Raw genomic sequence first — 20,415 nt, 5'->3', positions numbered from 1 at the left:
CGAAGAGGAGCCGCTCGGTCTTCCCCCCGCGCATGCCGGGCGCACTACGAAGCAGACGCGGCGGCCCCGGCTCGTCGTCCCTCCTGCGGCCAGTGTCGATGACGCCCCGCGCCACGAAGGCCACGAGGGAGTGCAGGTCGCCGCTCAAGGCTTGTCGCGGCATGAGTAGCCTCCTTTCCAGTCTGGCCGGAGCCAACTCCGACCAGCGAAAACGCTATCTTTGCCAAAATATCGCTTATTTGCCAAAGTTTTTCAACGGCTCAACCGGGTGAAAGTCGACCGCTGGAGGCGGACATGGCGTCCAAAGCACTTGCTCGCGCGATCGGCGCTGAGCTACGCGAGCTTCGCAAGAAGCACAGCCTCACCCTGGCCGAAGTAGGGAGGGCGATCGGGTACTCGCCGACCACCATGAGTCACACCGAGACCGGCAAACGTCTCGCCAGCCCCGAGGACGTCGCATCGATCCTCACCGTTTTCAGCGTCACCGGCCGCGAACGCGAGCGCATCGTGCAGATGGCACGAGACGCCCTGCAACCCCGCTGGCTGGAGGTCGGTATCGACGGCCTGCTGCCGCAGATCACGGCGATGGCCGAGTTCGAGTCGACAGCTGAGCGGATCACTACGGTCACACCGCTGTTGGTGCCTGGGCTGCTCCAGACCGCCGATTACGCCCGCGCCATCATGCGTGGAGCCCGGGTGCCGAAATCACAGGTCGAGGGCCGCGTGGCATTGCGGATGGGCAGGCAGGCCATCTTGGACAGGACGGCGATCACCTATCACGCGATCATCGACGAGGGTGTCCTGCTACGTCGGCTGGGAGGCTTCGAGGTCATGGCCGCGCAGCTCCAACACCTGCTGACGATGGCCGACCGGCCGAACATCACCATTCAGGTGGTCCGGCTCGACGTCGAATGGCACGACGGGTTGGAAGGTTCCTTTGTGGTGCTGGAGTTTCCGAAGACACATCCGGTCGTGCACCTCGAACACCGCGCGTCGGGGCTGTTCCTCGACGAAGACGACGCCGAGGATGTGGCCGAGTACATCGAGGCCGCAGCTAAAGTTCGTGATGTGGCGCTCAGCGCCACCGCCTCAGCAGAGCTGATCAGGCATCGCCTCACGGAGATGGAGCACGGACATGACGACGGTACGCCTCACGGCGTGGCGTAAGGCGTCGCGTAGTGGCAGCACATCCGATTGCGTCGAAATCGGCTATGCCCCCGGCTTAGTCGGCATCCGCGACACCAAGAACCGCGACGGCGGCACCCTGCTCGTCGATCACTCCGCCTTCACGACGTTCCTCGGCGCGGTCAAGACCAGCAGAATCGGCTGAGAAGTACCCCGGCGTCGAGTGACGGCCACCGCATTCGGCGCCGCCCGTTCCGACCCGGAGCAGGCCGGCGGACCCCGGCAGCCGAGATCGTCAGCCTGGTGTTCGCCCAGGGACAGGCCCCTGCCCGACTGCACGGCGGCGAAGGTCCGGTCTCTCCGGGGCCAAGGCGATGGCGCGCGCCGTGCAGCCGGGTTCGGCGCCGAAGGCCCGCCCCGGCCGAGGACCGTGCCGGGGAAGGCGCTGCGCACCGAAGTCCTGTCTCGCCCAGTAGCACCGCACCGACCACGCCGCCGATCACGGATTCGCCGCGCGAACCCGCTCGAACCGCCGTCGCCGCGCAGGCGAACGGGAACCGTCCGCGAACCGCTCTCAGGCCCGCCGCATCGCCCGCACGCCGACCACCAGGCCGACTGCGGCCACCGACCCGGCCGCGACCGCGCCCGCGCCCACCGTCGTGGAGAGGATCTCGCCGCCGAACAGGGCCCGCTGCGCCTCGACGACGTAGGACAGCGGGTTGAAGCCTGCGACGGCCTGTAGCCAGCCGGGACCGTCGTCGACCGGCAGCAGCATCCCGCCGAGCAGCATCAACGGGAACAGCAGCGTCTGCTGCACGGTCCAGAACATCCACTCCTGATTCCGCGCGGCCAGGGCCAGTGCGAACGACAGCGCACCGAGCCCGACGCAGAAGACCCCGAGGATCACCAGGCCGACCAGCACGCCCAGCAGGTTCGGCCGGAAGCCGAGTGGGAACGCGACGAGGAGGATGATCGCCGCCTGCGCGAAGACCGGCACGATCTCCTTGAGCGACCGGCCGATGATCAGCGCGGGCCTGCGCAGCGGCGAGACGAGCAGTCGCTCGTGCGAGCCGGTCTGGATCTCGAACTGGAGGTTCGATCCGGTGGTGGAGGTGCCAAACAAACAGGACATCACGATGACGCCGGGGACGAACCAGGCGAGGGCCGCCACGTCGCCGCCGACGTCCTCCGGGAGCAGCGGCATGAACAGCGCCAGGAAGAACAGCGGCTGCACGAGAGAGACGAGGATCGAGAAGGGACTGCGCAGCACGGGACGCAGTTCGCGGCTGAAGACGGTGACGACGTCACCGAGCAGAGTGGTGTTCATGCCGCACTTCCCTGTCGGGCCGGGACGTCGGTGGCCTCGACGGACGAGCCGTCCTCCCGGAGGCTGCGACCGGTCAGATTGAGGAACACGTCGTCGAGGGTGGGGCGCGCGACCTCCACGGCGGACACCGTCAGCCCCGCGTCATTCATGCCGCGCAGCAGCATCGGGGCCAGCCCCGTTCCGCCCACGGCCTCGACGACGAGCAACGGGCCGAGACATTCGATGCGCGCCGGGCCCAGGAGACGTCGGGCGTGCGCGGCGGCCTGCGCGGCCGTCGGAGCGTCGGCGAACTCGAGGGTGATCCGATCGCCCGCGTGCTCCGCCTTGAGCCGCGCGGGAGTGTCGTCGGCGATGACCAGGCCGTGGTCGATGACGATGATTCGATCGGCGAGTTGATCCGCCTCCTCCAGGTAGTGCGTGGTGAGCACGACGGTGGTGCCGTGCCGGGCTCGCAGATCGAGGATGTGCTGTCGGAGATTCGCCCGATTCTGCGGGTCGAGTCCGGTGGAGGGCTCGTCCAGGAACAACAGCGTGGGCGAGTGGATCAGACCCAGCGCGATGTCCAGCCGCCGCCGCTGACCACCGGACAACGAGGAGACCACCCGGTCGGCGACCGCCGAGAGATCGAGGGAGTCGATGAGTTCCGCGGCGCGGCGGCGGGCCGCCGGGATCGGCAGGCCATACGCCCGGCCCTGGCTGATCAGCTCGTCGCGGCCCCGCTGACTGTGCGCGGCACCGTTGCCCTGCCCGATGTAACCGATCCGCCTGCGCACCGCCCGTGGCTCGGCGGCCACGTCGAACCCGGCGACCTCGGCGTGTCCCGAGGTGGGCGGCAACAGGGAGGTGAGCATCCGCAGAGTGGTCGACTTGCCCGCACCGTTGGGGCCGAGCAGCGCGACCGTCTCACCCGCCTCGATGTGGAGGTCCACGCCGCGCACCGCTTCGACGGTCTGCTTGTTGACGCTGAAATGCCTGGTCAAGCCCCGTGTTCGGACCATCGTGCTGTTCATGCGGCCAGATTAGGATCGACTGCGGTCAGCTTCTGGCCTCGGTGCGCCCCGGCGTCGATGTCGATTCGGACCACGGGCTCGACCACCCGGCCGAGCAGGCGGTGATCATCGACGACTCGATGTTCGAGCAGCAGGCCTGCCACGCACCGGAAGGCGTTTCCGGCACCGCCCGCTCGCCTGCTCCAGGAGCGCGGGCCGCTTCTCCCCGGAGCGCCCGCTAGGGTCGTCCATTCGCCTTGCCGCCGTCGTCCCACGGTGGACTCTCGGTTCGTTCCGCAGGTCGGCTCCGCCGTCCGAACCCGCTGCGGGCTCCCCGGCCACGACGTCCGCAGCCTCCGCCCACTCCCGTCCAGAGATCGGAGCCCGCCACGATGTCCGTGCCCTCTCCCGCCGCCGACGCCGCGCCTCCGATGGCGAGCGACGAACGCATCCCGATCTCGGCCTTCGACCAGCCGGATCGAACCATGCTCATCGCGGCGATCCGAGACCACTGCGCCCCGCTGCTCGGCCGTCACAAGGTCGTCGCCGATCGCTCGATGCCCCATGGCGAGGCGGTGGTCGTCGAGCTGGCGGCCGAGGACGAACGACGCTGGATCGCGAAGAGCATCCTGCGTCCGTCGCGGTATCGGAAGGAACTGGCGGCCCTGCGGACGCTGGCGCCGATCCTCGGGGAGCACGCCCCGCAACTCATCCACCAGGACGACGCCCTGCGGCTGATCGTGATGACGCGCGTGCCCGGCGAACCGATGCCCGCCGATCCGGCGCACCAGGACCCGGCGTCCTACGAGCAGGCGGGCAGGCTCAGCAGGCTGTTGCACGACAGCGCCCCGCCGGTCGCCGCCCCGGCCTACGCGGCCGAACTCACCGCGAGCCTCGACCGCTGGGCGGGGGCAGGCTCCCGAGCAGGCCTGCTGAGCCGGGCCGAGATCGACTTCGTCGCCGACCGGATCGCTGAACTGGCCCGACTGCCACCACCGATGACGGTGCCCTGTCACCTCGACTACCAGCCGAGGAACTGGCTGGTAGACGCGGCAGGCGTCCTGCGCGTGATCGACTTCGGCGCCGTCGGTCTCGACCGGTGGCTCCAGGAAACCAGCCGCATGACGCATCGCCAGTGGCGGGAGCGCCCCGAGCTGGGGGATGCGTTCTACGCGGGCTACGGCAGGCGGCCCACCGAGGAGGAACTGCACGTCCAACGCTGCCGGGACGCCCACGGCGCGTTGACCACCATCGTCTGGGCGCACGAACACGACGATCCCGGCTTCGAGGCCGAGGGCAGGCGGCTGCTCGACGAGCTCCGCGCCGAGGGCTGAGACCGAAGACGTCGGGCGGCACCGCTTTCTACCCTGGCGACATCGGTGCACCGGTGCTGTTCCTGCGCAGCACGCCGTGGCACCTCTCGGACTTCGACGTCATCCTTCGGATCGGTCGCGCATGCTGCACGAGGAGATGCGGCGGGGTCGCCCGCTGTCGGTCTAGCTGTCACCGCTTCGTCCTGCTCGCTCGGTCGCCCTGAGCGGCGCGGCGGAGGCGTGGGACGCCGCGCCCTCGCGCCGTCACGGAGGATCGAGTGGTGTTCCGGTCGGCGGCAGACCAGCCTGAGAAGTCACCCGAACCGGTCGGGCAGGCCGCCCCTCGCCGACGGCGGCCGTACTCCGGCGAGCCGTCGCACTGAAGCACCTCGCGCACTGACACGGGCAGGCCGCTCGCCTATCGACCGCTGCGCGGGCAGGCGGGAGGCCGTGTCAGACGTCCGCGCGCAACGCCTGCTCGACGAAGCCGTGCACGTTGCCCATCATCCGCGCGAGGAGTTCGTCCTCGGTAAGACTCTCCCTGGTCTGGCGCATGTCGGGTTTGCGCTTGCCGCGCAGATAAAGCGGGCAGGCCAGGTCGGCGCAGACGTAGGTGCCGACGGTGTTCCCCAGCCTGCCTGCCGCGCCTGCCCGCCGCGCCGAGAAGAGCGCGATGTCGCTCAGACTGTGCACGGTGAGACAGAAGGCGCACATGTTGGACCGGAGTCCGCTGCGGCGGGCAGGCGCCGCCCGCAGTGCCAGCCCGATCGTCTCCTCGCCCTGCGGCACCACGAGATACGCGCGTTCCCTCGCCTTGGCGTCCCGCCAGCCGAGGAAGTCCTGAACCTCCCAGGCGATCTCGTCGAACCGCGACGGCAGGGACAGCGACTTCGCCTCCCCCTTCGAGCAGTTCACGAACGACTTCCTGATCTCGTCCTGGGAGAGGGCCTTCATCACCGTGTCCTCATTGCGCAGCCGTTCGCCGCGACGGCCGTGCGGAGTCGCCGCAGGGCAGCCGCAGGCGGACGAGGCCGGGTGCCCCGTCTGTCTTCTAGCGGACCGTAGGCCGGCAGCGTCGGCCGTGCCCACCGGTTTTCCGCCTGCCGCCCGCTGTCGGCCTTGCTCGGGTGTGGTGGCCGCTCACCCTCGGTCGCCGACCCCGGAACGCGCGGCGACAGGCCTGCGGGCTGGTGCCGCCTGGCTGGCCGACACCCCCACCGGGATCGACAGATCGACCGGCACGACGCCGTCCATCGCCAGAACCGCGACGGTGTGCATGACAGCAAGATAGTCATCCGCCGGGATTCGGCCAAGGCGTGGCGGCGGCATCATCCGGCGGCGGACAGGTCTGCGCGGGGCTGCGTCGGGCTGATCGACGTCCCCCTCCGTGCTGGTGGCGCAATCGTGCGACGGCCGGCGCGGGGATCGGGCAGGAGCGGCGTGGTCTGCGGTCCCGGAGCGCGTCGACGACAGAACCACGTCGGCAACGGATCACCGCTGCACCGCGCGATGTCGAGGCGTGGTGGCGGCCGAGGCCTTGCTCGTGTCGATGGCGCATCGTCGTCTGAACGGCCGAGCCTCGGCCGCGGACAGTCGAGGCTCAGCTCACAAAAGAGCCGGACGGGTGAAATTGCGGCGCCGTCGCTGGTCAATCGACCGTCACTGCCCCGAACGGCGGCACCACTACACCATCCGGCCTATTGATCGGCAGCGGTGAGAGCGTTCTCATAGGGGCGCCGGCAGGTCCGATGCGGTTCCGTAACCGAGGAGTGATCGCGACTTGATGAGCACAGGAGGCGGTTCGGCGGCGCGCCCTCCCCAGCGCGCCCCCGCCCGAGCCGCCCGCACCACGCGGAGACCCCGCAGCTCGGCGCCCGGCGGAAGACCGGCACCAAGACCGGATCTCGCCCGCGACCTCGACACGGCGTGATCACCGCGAGAAGACCTGCCCGGCAGCCCCGGCAAGTCCAGCACAGCTCCCCCGCCCGCCGTCCCCCTGACGTCGGCGGGCGGGGAGACCCGGCCTCAGGGCCGGAGATCAGGAGAGATTCGCATGGCGACCAGGAGACTGTTCCTCGGCGGCCTCGCCGCGTCAGCGCTCGGCGGAATCGCCCTCGCCTCCGAACTGCGACCCCGCAGCACCGAACCGACCACCGCAGGCGTGCGCAGACTCGCCGTCGACGCCCACACGCTGCCGCTCACGATCGTCAACAACACCGGCAACTGGGACAACGCCTCGATCCACATCTACATCGTCGGCGTCGACCGCATCACCGGCAGGCAGTCCCGCATCACGCCAGAGGGCGCGATCGTTCCCGTCTCCCTCGCCGACAACGGCCCGGACGGCTACGCCGACTACTCGATCCCCCTGGAGAGCAGCGGAAACACCACGATCAACCTGTCCAGCATGTCCGGCCGGGTCTACTTCTCCCTCGGCGAGAAGCTGAAGTTCCGCGTCAATCCCGGCGACGCACTCGTCTACCCGGCAGGCTGGGTCTCGGCCGACCCGAACTACGAGGTCATGCACGACTGCATGGAGTTCACGTTCGACGACACCGGGATGTACTGCAACACCACCATGGTCGACATGTTCAGCGTCCCGCTGGCCATCGACCTCACCGGCGAGCAGTCGCAGACCACCGGCACGCTCGTCGACGGCGGCCGCGCCGGAATCTTCTCGGGCGTGGGACAGGACCCCGACTTCGCCCGGCTGGTCGTCGACGACCTCCGGGTGATCGCGCCGGGCCACGGCATCAACTCGGGCCTGTTCGACGCGAACTACTTCGACCCCTACATCGACCAGGTGTGGAGCAAATACTCATCGGAGAACCTGACCGTCAACGCCAACAACCGCACCTTCACCGGCCGGGTCAACGGCGACGTCTTCGAGTTCGACGGCGGCGTCTCCGCATTCAGCAGGCCGACGACCTCCGACGTGCTGTACTGCAACGGCGCACTGGACGCCCCGAACGACGGCGTCACCGGCCCGGTGGCCGCCGTCCTCGGCTCCGGCCTCAACCGCTCGACGCTGCACGACAACCCGGTGGCCCCCAGCACCGATGCGTCGTCGTTCTACCGCACGCCCGTGTCCAACCACTATTCGCGGGTTCTGCACGAGAACGCCGTGGACGGCCGCTCCTACGGCTTCCCCTTCGACGACGTCGCGGAGTTCGCCTCCTACGTCCAAGACCACGCCCCGACCGGCATCACGGTGACGCTGACGCCGTTCTGATCGGCGCGGGCGCCGCCGCAATCGGGCTCTGATCCGATGCCGATGCTCCGCCTGGGGAGTCCGACGCTCCCCGGGCGGGGTCGCATCGCTCGCGGCGTGGGACGTCGGTGGAACGTTTTAGTGAACGATGCTGAAATGATGCGCTGGCAGCGGCTTCGAGGATCATCGTCACATTTTATGTTCGACTTGGAGGACTATTAGACATTCTTATCTGAGATCTCCCAGGACAGGCACTCACCTGACCACAGGACAAGACGCGCGGTGCGGAAATCTAACGTGATCCCATTCCACTCGTCAACAGAATTGACAACTATCGAAATTTTCAGTATTTCGCCGAGGCCGCATTCTCCGATTCCGATTATGGGTTCATAGCTCCACTTATCGTCAGGCCAGCACCACCCAGGCAGCAGCGGCCATCGACCTTCCGATATGCCCATCTGCCAATCTGTACCACAATAAAGGAGAACCGAATCCTCCTGGTCAAGCAAGAACTCCACAGCCTCGAACGACGAAGATATGCCACACCTAGCGAGATACGTGATACCGAACGCCGACGTAATACGTTGCCCAACCCTCAGAAAATCAGAAACCCGCTGCTCAATCATTTGCCGACCATCCCCGATAATCCTCGGCCTGCTCAAACCACCTATTTGGCTTACTCATGGGAAACATCGTGACAAACTGCCCGCTGCTCTTTGTCACGAGAAGATCACTTCCTCGACGATAGAAGAAATAATCACTTCCCCCACCAATAAATGGATTCCAATCGCCTTGCCGCACCTCATCGCAAGACCCGCGAACCTCCGTGATCTTATTACGGAACCACTGCCGCGAAGAACTATCACCGGGGTTAAGTCCGTAGTCCTGAGCATGTTTTCCCCACTTCTTACCGAACTGACCCTCGTCGATCGAAAGCTCAGGTCCGCATTCCGAATTATGAACAAGAGCCGAGGATCTTCCTGCCAGCACATAGTACGTGTGCAGCCTGTCGACAGTGAGGTTATGCACCTGCCGTGGCGCGCTGTAGGTGTCGACGGCGGTGACCGCTGCATCCCGGTGGTCGGCCGTCTCGAAGCGGTGGCCCGGCTCCAGGTCCTCGGCGTTGACCCAGGCGTTCAGGTCCGCGACCCAGAACGGGTGCTCGGCCGTCGCGGTGATCGTGTCCGTGCTGCCGTCTTCGGTGACGATGGTGACGTCGACCAGCTGCTTGACGCCGTCACCGACGATCGTCGCGGTCACCAGCTGAGGACTGGTTTCACCTGTGGTCGGGTCCGTCGCCAGGACCTCGTCGCCGACCCCGACCTCCTCGATCGGCTTCGTCGACCCGTCCGCCATGAGCACCCCCCGTGTCCAATCACTACTCGCGGGTGCTGCACGAAAACGCCGTGGACGGCCGCTCCTACGGCTTCCCCTTCGACGACGTCGCGGAGTTCGCCTCCTATGTCCAGGACCACGCCCCGACCGGCATCACGGTGACACTGACGCCGTTCTGATCGGCGCGGGCGCCGCCGCAATCGGGCTCTGATCCGATGCCGATGCTCCGCCTGGGGAGTCCGAAGCTCCCCGAGCGGGGTCGCATCGCTCGCGGTGTGGGACGTCGTCGTCCAGTCTGAGCCCAACGGCTCGGAATCACACCGTCCGCCCCGATGCCATCCGGCGTGGCGAGTCTTGCCCTCGAAGCGGCTATCAGCCCTTATTCGAGATCAAGACAGACCATAGATCTTCGGCTGCGAGAAGATGACTACCCGGCGGAGTCTCAGCGACGACGTAAAGGTTCACGTGAGATCCGGCCACGCGATAACGCCGATACCCATGCTGCGATTGACATTCCTCCAACGAGTAGCCCCCACCTCGCTCGATTTCGTTGCGCACTGGGCCGAGATGAACAGCGCCCTCAACCTCTCGAAACGATACGTCCAGAGCGGCGGGAATCAATCCATCGCTGCCGTGCACTAGCCGATGAACCTGTATACCGATCGTCTCGCAGGATCCGGATAAGAAGTTGAACTCGAGAATACCGTAGTCCAACCGCAGAGACTTTTTCGTCCGGCCCGCGACGCTCTCGTTCCCCAGCACATCACGTATCCGCTCCGCTGAGACGCCGAGGCCAAGGCCGGCAACCTTCCCCGTCAGCGCCGCCTCTGCGAGGAACTCGACTACCCTCACTCAACCCTCCCCGCGGCCTTGATGACATGGGTCCTGGAGAACCCAATCACGAGCAGTCGCTAGGCAGGATTCGAGATCACCAGGCGACGCCAGGTGGCCACCTCGCGTCCGAACTTGACCCGTTTCCGCGTTCGCCAGATCCTCCTCGAATTCCCCGGTATCCCATAGCACCACCTGGGCCATGAAGTTACCGCCATCAAGGATCCAGCTCACCGACGTCAGCTCACCCTCATTAGGGAATGTCTCAATCTCTGAAATATCCCGCAGAGCCTCTATCTTATGGATTTCCTCTCGGATCCACTCCTGTGCCCGTTGCAACAGCGCACCACCTAGGAACATCCCCATCCTCCCAGCTTGATGTTCTTCGCCTCAGGGAGTTGAGGAACAGGGTTCCCCTTCTTCTGCGCCAGACGAGCAAATATGGTATCAGAATCTGACATCTTGAAGTCCCCCGGCCTGCCGCCAGGAATAAGTGAAGATTGTGGCACGTCGAATTCTGCGTAAACGGATCCCGGACGTGCTGATATGTATGCGTCACGACTTGCCGGATACACAACGTAGGTGAAACCACCCCCACCACGTTGAACCATTCCGGTCTCCATCATCGCCTGATGCTCTGCCCCAGACATCCAACGTCCAACAGTCACCATCCCGTCGTCTGGGGAGTGGCCACCGCTGTTGTGAACGAGGACTGGTGTCTGCCCAGCGAGTAGATAGTACGTGTGCAGTCGACCGACGGTGAGGTTACGCACCTGCCGTGGTGCGTCGTAGGCATCGACGGCGGTGACTGAGGCATCCCGGTGGTCGGCAGTCTCGAAGCGGTGGCCCGGCTCCAGGTCCTCGGCGTTGACCCAGGCGTTCAGGTCCGCGACCCAGAACGGGTGCTCGGCCGTCGCGGTGATCGTGTCTGTGCCGCCGTCTTCGGTGACGATGGTGACGTCGACCAGCTGCTTGACGCCGTCACCGACGATCGTTGCCGTCACCAGCTGAACGCTGGTCTCGCCCGTGGTCGGGTCCGTTGCCAGGACCTCGTCACCGACCCCGACGTCCTCGATCGGCTTCGTCGACCCGTCAGCCATGAGCACCTCGGTGCCCGCAGCGAAGCTGTTCGACGTATCGCAGGAGCCGGCATCGGTGAGGTTCGTCGGATCGGTGTAGGAGACCTCCGACGGAGCCTGATCGTGCACGGAGATGTTCGTGATCACCGGCCCCGAGGAATCGAGAAGATCCCGCTGCAACTGCTCGTAGGACGCAGCCACGTCCTCCACTCGGTCCGACAGATCCCCGACCGCCCACGCAGGTAACGACGGCGACGTCGACACCGACGGTTCAGGACCGTCGCCGTACCACGGGTCGTCCCAGCCGTCCGGCAACGCCACCGGGTTCTCGATTGCGTTCTCGCGGTTCAGTCGGCGTGCCTCGATTGCCGGGTCCGGGGGCGGCGGTACATAGTAGGTCCAGGTCCCACCGCCGGAGCCGGAACCAGGCCCGGAGAGGTACCAGAATCCAGATCCGCCGCCGCTGCCGGAACTCCAGTTCATCCCAGCCCAGAAACTCGTGAACCAGTGTCCCCACCCGCCACCATTGTTGCCAGACGCTGCACACGTCGGGAAGCAGTTGTTGTTCGCCTGGTCATACCACCCGTTGGTTGAAGGCGGAGCCGCGCTGGCCGAACCGGGAACCTTCCGGTTCGTCATTGAATCCCAGGCGTTACTGATCCCGTCCACAATCGAATTTCCTGCGTCGGCACACTTCCTGGGATTCCTCGCGCAGTACTTCGCCGCTTGTTTCGCGGCTTCGATGGCAAGCCACACAGCCCAAGGTAGGTGCCCATCCGGGTCAACGAAGTTCGTCGGCGCCCCCGCCCCGTAGGTGTACCGGTTCGTCAGGATCGACGGGCTGCTCGGGAGGTCGATGTCGTCCCGAGACAGGAACGCGGCACTCGCGGGGTCGTACCAGCGGGCGCCCATGTTGGTCATGCCGGTGTCAGGGTCGGTCCAGTCGCCCTGGAACCCGATGATCCCGGTCGATCCGGCCGTGTCGACGACCTGACCGAAGGGGTCGTAGGCGCGGGAGCCGGTCAGGGCAGCGCCGGTGACCGGCAGTCCGCCGATCACGTCCCCGTGCCGGTCCGAGACCGCCAACGCCACCGCGTCCGCATCAGACCAGGCCAACAACTCGTCGTCTGGGCCCCGGCCGAAGACCGAAGCGCCGTCGGACACCGGCTCGATGCTGAGCCCGGCATAGGAGAACCCGCCCACGCCGTTGCGAGCGACCACCCGGTCCAGCGCGTCGTAGTCGTACGTCGTGCCGCCTCGGGCGATCAGCCGGTCGAAGGCGTCGAAGGAGAACTCCTCCACCAACCCGGAGCTGTCCCGACCGGCCACGGTGCCTCGGGCGGTGTGCTCATAGGTGTAGTCGCCGTCGGAGAGCAGGCGGTTGCGCTCGTCATAAGCGGCCGTCTTGTCCCCGACCGCGATCCGGTTCCCAGCGCCATCCCAGTCGTACTCGGTCGTCTCGCCCGCAGGCGAAGCCCACGACGTCAACCGCCCTGCCAGGTCGTAGCCGTAGGTGTTCTCCCCCGCCCCTGCGGTCCCCGAGGTCGTCTTCGACGTCAGCCGGTCGGCCAGATCGAAGCCGTACTCGATCGCGGTGATCTCCGCCCCGCCCGCGTCGGTGAGGACGTCCCCGGTCTGCCTGCCGAACTCGTCATAGATCAGCGCACGAACCCGGCCGTCGCCGTAGTCGATGCTCGACAGCTGCCCGGCCTCGTCATAACCCAGTTCCTGCCCCACGCCGGTGAGCCCGTCGGCCACCGATGCCAGCCTGCCGTCGTCGTAGGAGAACGTCGCCTGCCCGGCATCGTCGATCCGAGACACCGGCCTGCCCGAGGCGTCGTAGCCGAACTGCGCCACCCCGCCCGGCCCGCCCGCTGTGACCAGGTTCCCTCGGTCGTCGTAGCCGTAGGTGTTCAACCCCGCAGGCGTTCCCGCTGCGGTCACGCGCCCCAGCGCGTCGTAGTCCAGGACTCGCTCACCGGTCGGCGCTTCCGCTCCAGAGCCGTTCTCCCGCACCAGGTTGCCCAGGGCGTCGAACACCCGATCACGAGTCACCCCACCCGGCGAGACCATCCGCACCGGATCACCCACGACGTCGTACGCCGTGGTCCAGGTGCGATCCGCCGCCGCCGGATGAGCCTCGGTGGCAGGCTCGATCACCGACTCCACCAGCCCGAGACTGTTGTAACCGGTGTAGGTGGCATGACCCCGGCCGTCGGTGAACCGCGTCGGATTCCCCGCCGCGTCATAACCCAACGACGTCGTGATCGACTCGCCCTCGGCGACCGGCTCGGTCTGCTCGACCACCCGACCCAACGCGTCGTAGACAAACGTGCTCGTCGCCCCCACCGGATCGGTCACACCGGTCTGGTTGCCCGCCGCGTCATGGGTGAAGGAGGTCTCGCGCAGCCGCGCGTTGCTCTCCGGGTCCCGGCTCGTCTCGGTCAGGATCCGCCCCGCCTGGTCGTAGCGGGCCAGGGTGACCCGGCCTGCTCCGTCCACGGCCCGCAGCGGCCGTCCGAGTGCGTCGTACCCGGTCTCGGTGCGCACGCCTGCCGCGTCGATCGTGCGGATCGGCTGATACAGGACGTCGTACTCGTAAGTCGTGGTGTCGCCGCTCGGATCGGTGGTGCTGAGCAGGTTGCCGACGTCGTCGTAGCGAAGGTCGGTGGTGAAGGCCCCGGTGGTCGGATGCCGTTCCAAGGCGGTGTGCGTGAGCTGCCTGCCGAGATCGTCGTAGGTCGCCTCGACCCTCGCCCCGGTCGGGTCGGTGGCCGAGCGGAGTTCGCCGACGCGGGTGTAGCTGTACTGCCACACCCCCGGCTCCGCGCCCTCGATGCGGGGCGGATCGTGCACCTCGGTCAGTCGGGACAGCTGGTCGTAGACGAACCTGGTCGAGTTCCCCGCCCCGTCCGTCACGGACAGCACGTTGGACAGCGCGTCGTAGCTGGTCTCGGTCGACAACCGGATCGGCTCGTCGGAACCCGGCGGCAGGTAGGACGGCGACGAGAGCCGGATCTCCCGGCCTAGATCGTCATAGTCGATCTCGGTGATCTCCCCGTTGGGATCGCGCTGGGCGACGACATCGCCGAAGGCGTTGTACCCGGTGGCCGCCGTCGGCCTGATCGTCTCCGCGGGCGCCCCCGGCTTCTCGACCGGGACCGGCGGCGCCGTCACCGACACCAGCCTGCCCACCTCGTCGTAGGCGAGATCGGTGGTGAATGCGGCCGGATCGGCGTCCTGGACCGCGCCACGCGGGTCCGTCTCGGTGATGAGGAGACCGCGTTGGTCGAACGCCCGCCGAGTGGTCAGCCGTTCGCCGTCGTTGACGACGGTCTCGGTGACCGGCCTGCCCGCCTCGTCGTACTCGAACTCGGTGACGTGCGGCGAGGCCGCCCCGAGGCCGGGAACGTTGGAGTTGACGCCTGCGTGGGTCACGGAGGTGACGTTGCCGACGGGGTCATGGGTGAAGGCCGAGGAACGGCGGGGGCCTGCGGTATCGGTCCGGGTGATCCGGCCGACCGCGTCCACGGTGATCTCGGTGTCGAGGCCTTCGGCGTCGACCTGCCCGATCAGGTTTCCGGCCGCGTCATAGGTGTTCTCCTGGGCGACGATGTCCCGCTCGCCGCCGTCGGGGTCGGCGACGTCCAGGTGCGTGACGCGGCGTAGGAGACCGTCGTAGAAGTACTCGAAGTGGGTGAGCCTGCCCATGGCATCGCTGTGGTAGGCACGGCGGCCGCTCCGGTCGTAGGTGTTCGCCTCCAGGACCAGGTAGTCCTGGGGCTGCTCCTCGACGTCCTCGGGGTCGCCGTTCCATCCGCGCAGGCGCACCTCGGCGATCTGGTTCGTCGGCGTGTAGGCGTATTCGAAGCGGTTGCCTGCGGCGTCGACGGTCCAGGTGTTGTTGCCGAAGTGGTCGTACCCATAGCTGGTCTCGCCGCCCTCGGGGTCGGTGACCCGCTCCGCGCGGCCCTGCTCGTTGAAGTCGACCGTGCTGACGCGCGGATCGCCCTCGGGGCCGTCCTGGGTCGCGACGCGAACCGTGTTGCCGTCGGCGTCGTAGGCCGTGGTGGTGTGCAGCAGGTGACCGGTGTCGTGCACCGCATTCGTGGTCGCAGGCGCGATCGTCTCCACCGGGCGCGACAGCGCGTCGTAGGCCGTCGTGGTGGTGACCCCGTCGGGGAACGAGTCGGAGAACTCCGTCTCCACGACCGTCCGGCCCAGGGCGTCGTAGGTATAGCGGGTGCGCAGACCGCTCGGCAGCGTGACCTCGGCCAGGTCGCCCGAGGAGTAGTACGCCCGGCTGGTGACCGCTCCGTTCGCATCGGTGCTGGCGAGCAGCATTCCGGCCGGGACGTTGCCGCCGCCGATCGCGGCCTCGCCGCCTTCGCTGTAGGTGTGGCGGGTGGTTCCGCCGTCCGGGGCGACCTCGGTGATCAGCTCGCCGTCGTTGTCGTAGGTGTAGGTGGTGCGGAAGCGGTCGTCGTCCGCGCCGCTGGATCGCCCGTCACGAACGGCGATGAGCCGGTCGTTGCGCGGGTCCATCATCTGCCCCGGATTGAGGAAGTAGCTGTACCGCGTCGTGTGGCAGTCCGCGTTGGAGGTCCGACAGGTGCGGGTGGACAGCCGGTTTCCTCGTTCGTCGTTGGTGAAGGTGACCTGCTGGCCGAGTTCGTCGGTGATGGTCTGTTGGAAACCGGACTCGTCGTAGGTCAGCGTGCGCACGCCCTGGCCCTGGACGGGCTGGGCGTTGCCCCAGTCGTCTCCCGGACGCACCGGGATGCTGCAGAACCCCTCCTCGGTGAGGTCGCAGTCCGGCGGGTCCACCGGTTCCGCGTCCGGCGGCAGGTCCTCCTCGCGGACGGTCAGGCCGACCGGCGAGACGTAGCGCAGTGCTCGGCCGTGGAGCGGGTCGAAGTCGTAGTGGTGCTGACGACCGGCGGGATCGGCCAGGTCGGTGCTGCGGATCGGATTGTCAGTGCTGCCGCCGTAGTGGGGCACCCCGAGACGCCAGGTCCCGCCGTCCCGATCGGTGTACTCGGAGACCCGCTCGTTGACGTCGTCATAGGTGATCTGTCCGGCGATCCGGCCGCTCGGCAGCGTCAGTTCGACGAGCTGGGCCGAGGTGGCTGCGGCGGCGTAGTGCGCCTGGACGGCGGGCAGGCCGAGCGGGCGCTGGTAGAGGGCGACCTCGTCGATGTCGCCCTCGAAATACCACGGTGACTGCCCGGGCCAGCCGGGCCAGTCGTCGTCGCCGACCTGGTAGGAGACGCCGAGCTGGCCGTGGGTGTGGAACATGTCGATCTCGCCGTCGCGGCTGCCGACCTCCGCCCCGTCCAGGTAGAGGGTCTGCGTCGCCAGCGAACCGGAGAGCACCGCGTGATGCCATTCGCCGTCGTTCACCGTCTCGGTGGTGCCGATGGGCTCGGCCTCGCCCTGCCACCACTGCCCGTACAGGCGCCCGTCGGTGCCGACGTACAGCGCAGGCAGCGATCCACCGGGGGAGCTGCCGAACTCCCTGGTCTGGAAGCCGACCAGCGGTCCGCTGTCGGTGGTCCGGAACCACAGTTCGATCGCGAGGTCTCGACTCTTCCTCACCGCGCCCGCCGGGAGCGCCACCCGGGAGGCGGTGCCGTCGAAGCGCGCGGCCGTCTCGCCGGTGCCGCTCAACGCTCCTGGCACCCCGAGTTCGACGCCGTGGTGCGTTCCGTCGTCCTCCCCGAGGTGCAGGCCGACCTGGCTCGTCGCCACCGCTCCGCCCGGTTCGCCCAGCCGCCAGTACGAGTCTGGTCTGGAGTCCAGCACGGTGGTCCGGTAGTGGGAGCCTTCGGTGTAGTCGTAGCGGGTGCAGCCGTCGGTGGGATCGCAGACCTCGACCAGCCGGTCACCGTCGTAGGCGTAGGTCCATCGGAGTGCCTCGCCGTCGACCGCGTCGGTCGTCACCGAGGTCACATGCCCGTCTGCCCAGGTGAAGTGCAGGGAGCGGCCGCCCGGCCTGCTCGATGCCGTCTGGAGTAGACCGGCCGAGTCGTAACCGAGGTTCATTGCGCGGAAGTGCGCGTCGAGGATGCTGGTCAGCCGACCGGCGTCGTTGAACCGATAGGTGGTCCGAGACTTGTCGAACAGCGCCCAGCCGCCCTCCGGCACGGCGCTGAGGCTGGCGTATCTGCCCTGTGGCGCGGAGAAGGTCCCGGTCGGGTTCCGACCGAACCGCACCTGCTGGCCGTCGGGGTAGGTGACGACGACGTTGCCCGAGCCGTCCGCGTCGGGCACCACCCGCATGTCATAGGTGCTCGCCCAGCCGGAACCGAAGGCCAGGTCCCGACGCGGATCGAGACTGTTGTACGTCCGCAGCACATTGAGCGCAGGCCCGGCGGTGCGGACCGACACGTCCATCGCGGAGGAGAAGTAGTTGCCGACCTGCGCGTCGAAGTCGCGGACGTTCGCGCTGTACGGGGCGTTGCCCAGGTGCGCGGTGATCTCCGGCTGCGGCACGGCCGTGATCAGCGTGCTGTCCCCGACGGCCTCGCTCTCCGTCGCGCCGTCGCCTGCGAAGGCCTTCCAGGTGTACTCCTGCGACCAGCGCAGCAGTCCCTCGGGCACCGTCCAGGTCTGGCTGTCCTGCCAGCCCGAGTCGTGGCACGCGCCGTCTCCGCAGATCTCGAACTTGAAGTCCAGCGACGCGTCCGGGGGCGCGTCAACGTCGATCGCCGCCGCCCACAGCTGCGGCGTCAGCGTCGGCGCGAGATGGCCGTTGTGCGGATACTGCGCGGTCAACACCGGGGGGATCTCGAAGGTGCGCAGCGCCAGCCGGGCCGGGGGCACCTGGTGATCGGTGAAGAAGGTGCTGCCGGTCCGGCGCATCGTGAAGTCGAGCCAGTAATCCCCCGGTTCTAGGGGATTGATGTTCGCCTCCAGCGTCACCGACGATCCGCGCGGCACGTCGCCCGTCAACCTGGCGGCGGGCCGGGTGCTGATGATCGAGCCGTTGGCCCGGAAGAGCCGGTATTCGAGTGCATAGGTCGACGGGGTCCAGGTCTGGGCGCCTCGGTTGGTGACCTCGAGCTGGATCGTCCCGCCCTGGGTCCGCGTCACCGGCGGCTCGGGAACGGCCTCGACGAAGCGATAGTCGGCGTCGTACGGGCTGTGGGTGATCGACAGCCGAGGCGGGTTCGCGGTGCGATGCGAGGTGAAGCGCTTCCAGCCGAACACATCGGACTCGGAGGCCCGCACCGTCAGACCGTGATTCGGTCGAGAACCCGACACCCAGCCCTGGATCAGGTCCGTCCCGCCGGAGCCGAGACTGATTCCCGCCCAGCTGTTCGGGCAGTTGGAGGTGGTCGACCCGCTGACGATATGGCCGTAGGCGAAGTTCGCGCTGCCCAACGACGAGCCGTGCGCCGGGCCGGGATAGCCGAGGGAGTCTCCCGAGGACCACGGTGCCGTCACGCCGTGCACCGTCACCCGTCGAGGCTGGCAGGAGTACGAGTGGAAGTTGTGCAGGTTGAGCCGGGCGCCCAGGATGCGGTGATTCCGCAGCCGTGTCTCCACGCCACCGAACTTGAGGTATCCGGCGCTCTGGATTCGGTCCACGCCAGAGCCGACCGTGCCGACCTTGATCTCGTCGTTCGCCTCTTTCCAGGTGGACCCGCTGCCGTCGCGCATCACCGACACACTGTCGGTGCTGCCCGCTCCGTCGTGGTCGGCCAGCGTCTCGACGGACGCGGTCACGATCACGGGGAACTCGCGGGCCGGATCAGCCAGCCACTCAGAGTCGACGACGACCCGAAGAGCCTGCTCCCCCGCCTCGCCCTCGACGAGTTCGATCTCCGAGGTGCCGGGGTCCCGATAGTCGCCGGAGCGGTCGTCCCGGTTCGCATCCGTGGTGGTCGGCACGGCGATGAGCGCCTGCTCAGCACCAGCCTCATCGGCGAGCACGGCCGATCCGTCGACGAGCGAGGCCGTCAGGTCCGAGGTGCGCAGGGGCAGCACCACGTCCTGTGCCGCCTCGGCACTGTGGAGGATCAGCCGTTGAGTCACCCCGCCGGGCCGGGACTCGATCTCGACGTCGACACCCGGCCGGACCTCGGCATAGGCGACCAGATCGCCGTCGGCCACGCCTGCGACCGCGTCGGCCTGCTCGAGCGCCAGCCCGACCGTGCCGCCGTCCGCGACGGTGAACTCCGAGATCGTTCCCGACGCCTCCGGAGCGATCCGGATGTCGACCGAGTCGGCGGAGTTGCGCCAGCCGCCGCCCTCGACCTCCACCAACGTCGGATCGACGGGCTGCCATGAGCCCTGCTCGTCGAGGAAGTTCACCGGCTCCTGGCTGAACTCGGTGGTCAAGGTCCCGTCGGCGTTGGCGAAGGTGCGCTCCAGCTCGGCCCGTTCGTCGGGGAGCTCCCGGCTCGTCTCCGGATCGAAACCGGCGGCCTCGGGCGCGGTGGCCGCCACCGGTTCCGCGGTGTTGGGCTCGGCTTCGGGAGTCGGAGGCATCTCGAGCTGCGGATGGTCGGCCAACGCCGATCGAGGCCAGAGGTCGTCGTCGTCCCGCTCGCCCTCCTGAGTCGGCAGGTCCGCCGCCATGCCCCAGGCCTGCTCCGGAGACGGGATGGACGCCGGGTCCACCATCGACCGCAGCAGCTCCTGCTGCTCGCGGAGCGCCAGCTCCGACGCGGCAGGGCCGATCAGCCCGGCGAACAGTCCGACCGCCGTCGCCATCGCGATACCGATGACGACAGGCGACCGCCGCCGCGTCGTAGGAGCCGAACGCGCAGCGTCGAACCCAGACAAGATTACCCCCGCACAGCCGTGACCGAACGATCATCGAGCCCACCTCGAGATCGCCGCAGCAAACAATGCGGGAGCGCTGGACGGAGCACAAGACTCACCTCGACACCAACGGCACCGATCACTCTTTCGGCCCATCCGGGACATTTCCTACGTGATCGAGGTCACGGAAGCTGGATCTTTCGGCATGGTGGCGCATTTGATACCGGAAATAACTCTTCGACTTCGCCAGCCATCGTGTGAACAGAAAACATCGACCAGAGTTCGGCGACCCCGTAGTAGCGTCTGACACAGACCGAATCTCAGGATTCTCAATGGCCATGACGATGCAGCCACAGCAGCCAAGGGGATACGACAGGGTGACCAGAACCAGGACAAGAAAGAATGCACTTCTCGGCACTGGACTTGCGGCAGC

Annotated in this window: 13 protein-coding genes; 5 read left to right on the top strand and 8 right to left on the bottom strand. The window is 67.5% G+C overall.

The window, feature by feature from the left end; all coding sequences use genetic code 11:
- Positions 1-294: 294 nt before the first annotated feature.
- Both UA75_RS06020 and UA75_RS06015 read left to right on the top strand, forming a co-directional pair.
- The gene (locus tag UA75_RS06020) at positions 295-1,167 is read left to right on the top strand and encodes a helix-turn-helix domain-containing protein (RefSeq protein WP_075739409.1); all 873 of its coding nucleotides are present in this window, start codon (positions 295-297) and stop codon (positions 1,165-1,167) included.
- Positions 1,136-1,330 carry a DUF397 domain-containing protein gene (locus UA75_RS06015; RefSeq protein WP_075739408.1) on the top strand — a complete coding sequence of 65 codons (195 nt, stop codon included), beginning with the start codon at positions 1,136-1,138 and terminating at the stop codon, positions 1,328-1,330. Before UA75_RS06020 ends, UA75_RS06015 begins: the two co-directional genes overlap by 32 nt.
- A gap of 369 nt (positions 1,331-1,699) precedes the next feature.
- On the opposite strand, the gene UA75_RS06010 is transcribed toward UA75_RS06015, so the two are convergent.
- From UA75_RS06010 to UA75_RS32590, 3 genes are read right to left on the bottom strand one after another with little or no spacing between them, the layout of a single operon-like run.
- The gene (locus UA75_RS06010; protein ID WP_075739407.1) at positions 1,700-2,452 is read right to left on the bottom strand and encodes an ABC transporter permease; all 753 of its coding nucleotides are present in this window, start codon (positions 2,450-2,452) and stop codon (positions 1,700-1,702) included.
- Complete coding sequence (locus UA75_RS06005) at positions 2,449-3,462, bottom strand: ATP-binding cassette domain-containing protein (protein WP_318533288.1); 1,014 nt, start codon at positions 3,460-3,462, stop codon at positions 2,449-2,451. Before UA75_RS06005 ends, UA75_RS06010 begins: the two co-directional genes overlap by 4 nt.
- On the bottom strand, positions 3,459-3,605 hold the full coding sequence (locus UA75_RS32590; protein WP_157434015.1) for a hypothetical protein: 147 nt from the start codon (positions 3,603-3,605) through the stop codon (positions 3,459-3,461). The genes UA75_RS06005 and UA75_RS32590 overlap by 4 nt, the downstream gene beginning before the upstream one ends.
- A 228-nt stretch (positions 3,606-3,833) precedes the next feature.
- Here UA75_RS32590 and UA75_RS06000 point away from each other — a divergent pair, with 228 nt between their 5' ends.
- Complete coding sequence (locus UA75_RS06000; RefSeq protein WP_083682963.1) at positions 3,834-4,775, top strand: aminoglycoside phosphotransferase family protein; 942 nt, start codon at positions 3,834-3,836, stop codon at positions 4,773-4,775.
- Positions 4,776-5,207: 432 nt separating this feature from the next.
- Here UA75_RS06000 and UA75_RS05995 read toward each other — a convergent pair whose 3' ends face one another.
- Both UA75_RS05995 and UA75_RS32585 read right to left on the bottom strand, forming a co-directional pair.
- Positions 5,208-5,708, bottom strand: coding sequence for an FBP domain-containing protein (locus tag UA75_RS05995; protein WP_075739405.1), 501 nt, complete (start codon positions 5,706-5,708; stop codon positions 5,208-5,210).
- A 186-nt stretch (positions 5,709-5,894) separates the two neighbouring features.
- A complete protein-coding gene (locus tag UA75_RS32585; protein WP_157434014.1) occupies positions 5,895-6,032 on the bottom strand; it encodes a hypothetical protein in 138 nt (45 codons plus the stop codon).
- Between the two features lie 775 nt (positions 6,033-6,807).
- Between UA75_RS32585 and UA75_RS05990 the strand changes: the two genes are divergently transcribed.
- Positions 6,808-7,986 carry a glycoside hydrolase family 64 protein gene (locus UA75_RS05990; RefSeq protein WP_075739404.1) on the top strand — a complete coding sequence of 393 codons (1,179 nt, stop codon included), beginning with the start codon at positions 6,808-6,810 and terminating at the stop codon, positions 7,984-7,986.
- A gap of 597 nt (positions 7,987-8,583) precedes the next feature.
- Here UA75_RS05990 and UA75_RS33720 read toward each other — a convergent pair.
- Entirely contained in the window at positions 8,584-9,321 is a 738-nt protein-coding gene (locus UA75_RS33720; protein WP_232237807.1) for a polymorphic toxin-type HINT domain-containing protein, read from the bottom strand.
- A gap of 11 nt (positions 9,322-9,332) precedes the next feature.
- On the opposite strand from UA75_RS33720, the gene UA75_RS05975 reads away from it, so the two are divergent.
- Entirely contained in the window at positions 9,333-9,479 is a 147-nt protein-coding gene (locus UA75_RS05975; RefSeq protein ID WP_083682962.1) for a beta-1,3-glucanase family protein, read from the top strand.
- A 193-nt stretch (positions 9,480-9,672) separates the two neighbouring features.
- Here UA75_RS05975 and UA75_RS32575 read toward each other — a convergent pair whose 3' ends face one another.
- Positions 9,673-10,152, bottom strand: coding sequence for a hypothetical protein (locus UA75_RS32575; RefSeq protein WP_157434013.1), 480 nt, complete (start codon positions 10,150-10,152; stop codon positions 9,673-9,675).
- Positions 10,153-10,481: 329 nt separating this feature from the next.
- Entirely contained in the window at positions 10,482-19,931 is a 9,450-nt protein-coding gene (locus UA75_RS05970) for a DNRLRE domain-containing protein (protein WP_075739402.1), read from the bottom strand.
- Between the last annotated feature and the right edge of the window lie 484 nt (positions 19,932-20,415).

This window comes from Actinoalloteichus sp. GBA129-24, assembly GCF_001941645.1.
In the GTDB taxonomy this organism is placed as follows: domain Bacteria; phylum Actinomycetota; class Actinomycetes; order Mycobacteriales; family Pseudonocardiaceae; genus Actinoalloteichus_A; species Actinoalloteichus_A fjordicus.
Note: the sequence above shows the minus strand (reverse complement) of the source record. Positions and strands in the feature narration are given on the sequence as shown.

Coding starts and splice junctions, on each gene's coding strand:
- UA75_RS05990 (WP_075739404.1), top strand. CDS start 6,808: ATGGCGACCAGGAGACTGTTCCTCGGCGGCCTCGCCGCGTCAGCGCTC.
- UA75_RS06020 (WP_075739409.1), top strand. CDS start 295: ATGGCGTCCAAAGCACTTGCTCGCGCGATCGGCGCTGAGCTACGCGAG.
- UA75_RS33720 (WP_232237807.1), bottom strand. CDS start 9,321: ATGGCGGACGGGTCGACGAAGCCGATCGAGGAGGTCGGGGTCGGCGAC.
- UA75_RS32585 (WP_157434014.1), bottom strand. CDS start 6,032: ATGCACACCGTCGCGGTTCTGGCGATGGACGGCGTCGTGCCGGTCGAT.
- UA75_RS05995 (WP_075739405.1), bottom strand. CDS start 5,708: ATGAAGGCCCTCTCCCAGGACGAGATCAGGAAGTCGTTCGTGAACTGC.
- UA75_RS06005 (WP_318533288.1), bottom strand. CDS start 3,462: ATGAACAGCACGATGGTCCGAACACGGGGCTTGACCAGGCATTTCAGC.
- UA75_RS05970 (WP_075739402.1), bottom strand. CDS start 19,931: ATGGCGACGGCGGTCGGACTGTTCGCCGGGCTGATCGGCCCTGCCGCG.
- UA75_RS06015 (WP_075739408.1), top strand. CDS start 1,136: ATGACGACGGTACGCCTCACGGCGTGGCGTAAGGCGTCGCGTAGTGGC.
- UA75_RS06000 (WP_083682963.1), top strand. CDS start 3,834: ATGTCCGTGCCCTCTCCCGCCGCCGACGCCGCGCCTCCGATGGCGAGC.
- UA75_RS06010 (WP_075739407.1), bottom strand. CDS start 2,452: ATGAACACCACTCTGCTCGGTGACGTCGTCACCGTCTTCAGCCGCGAA.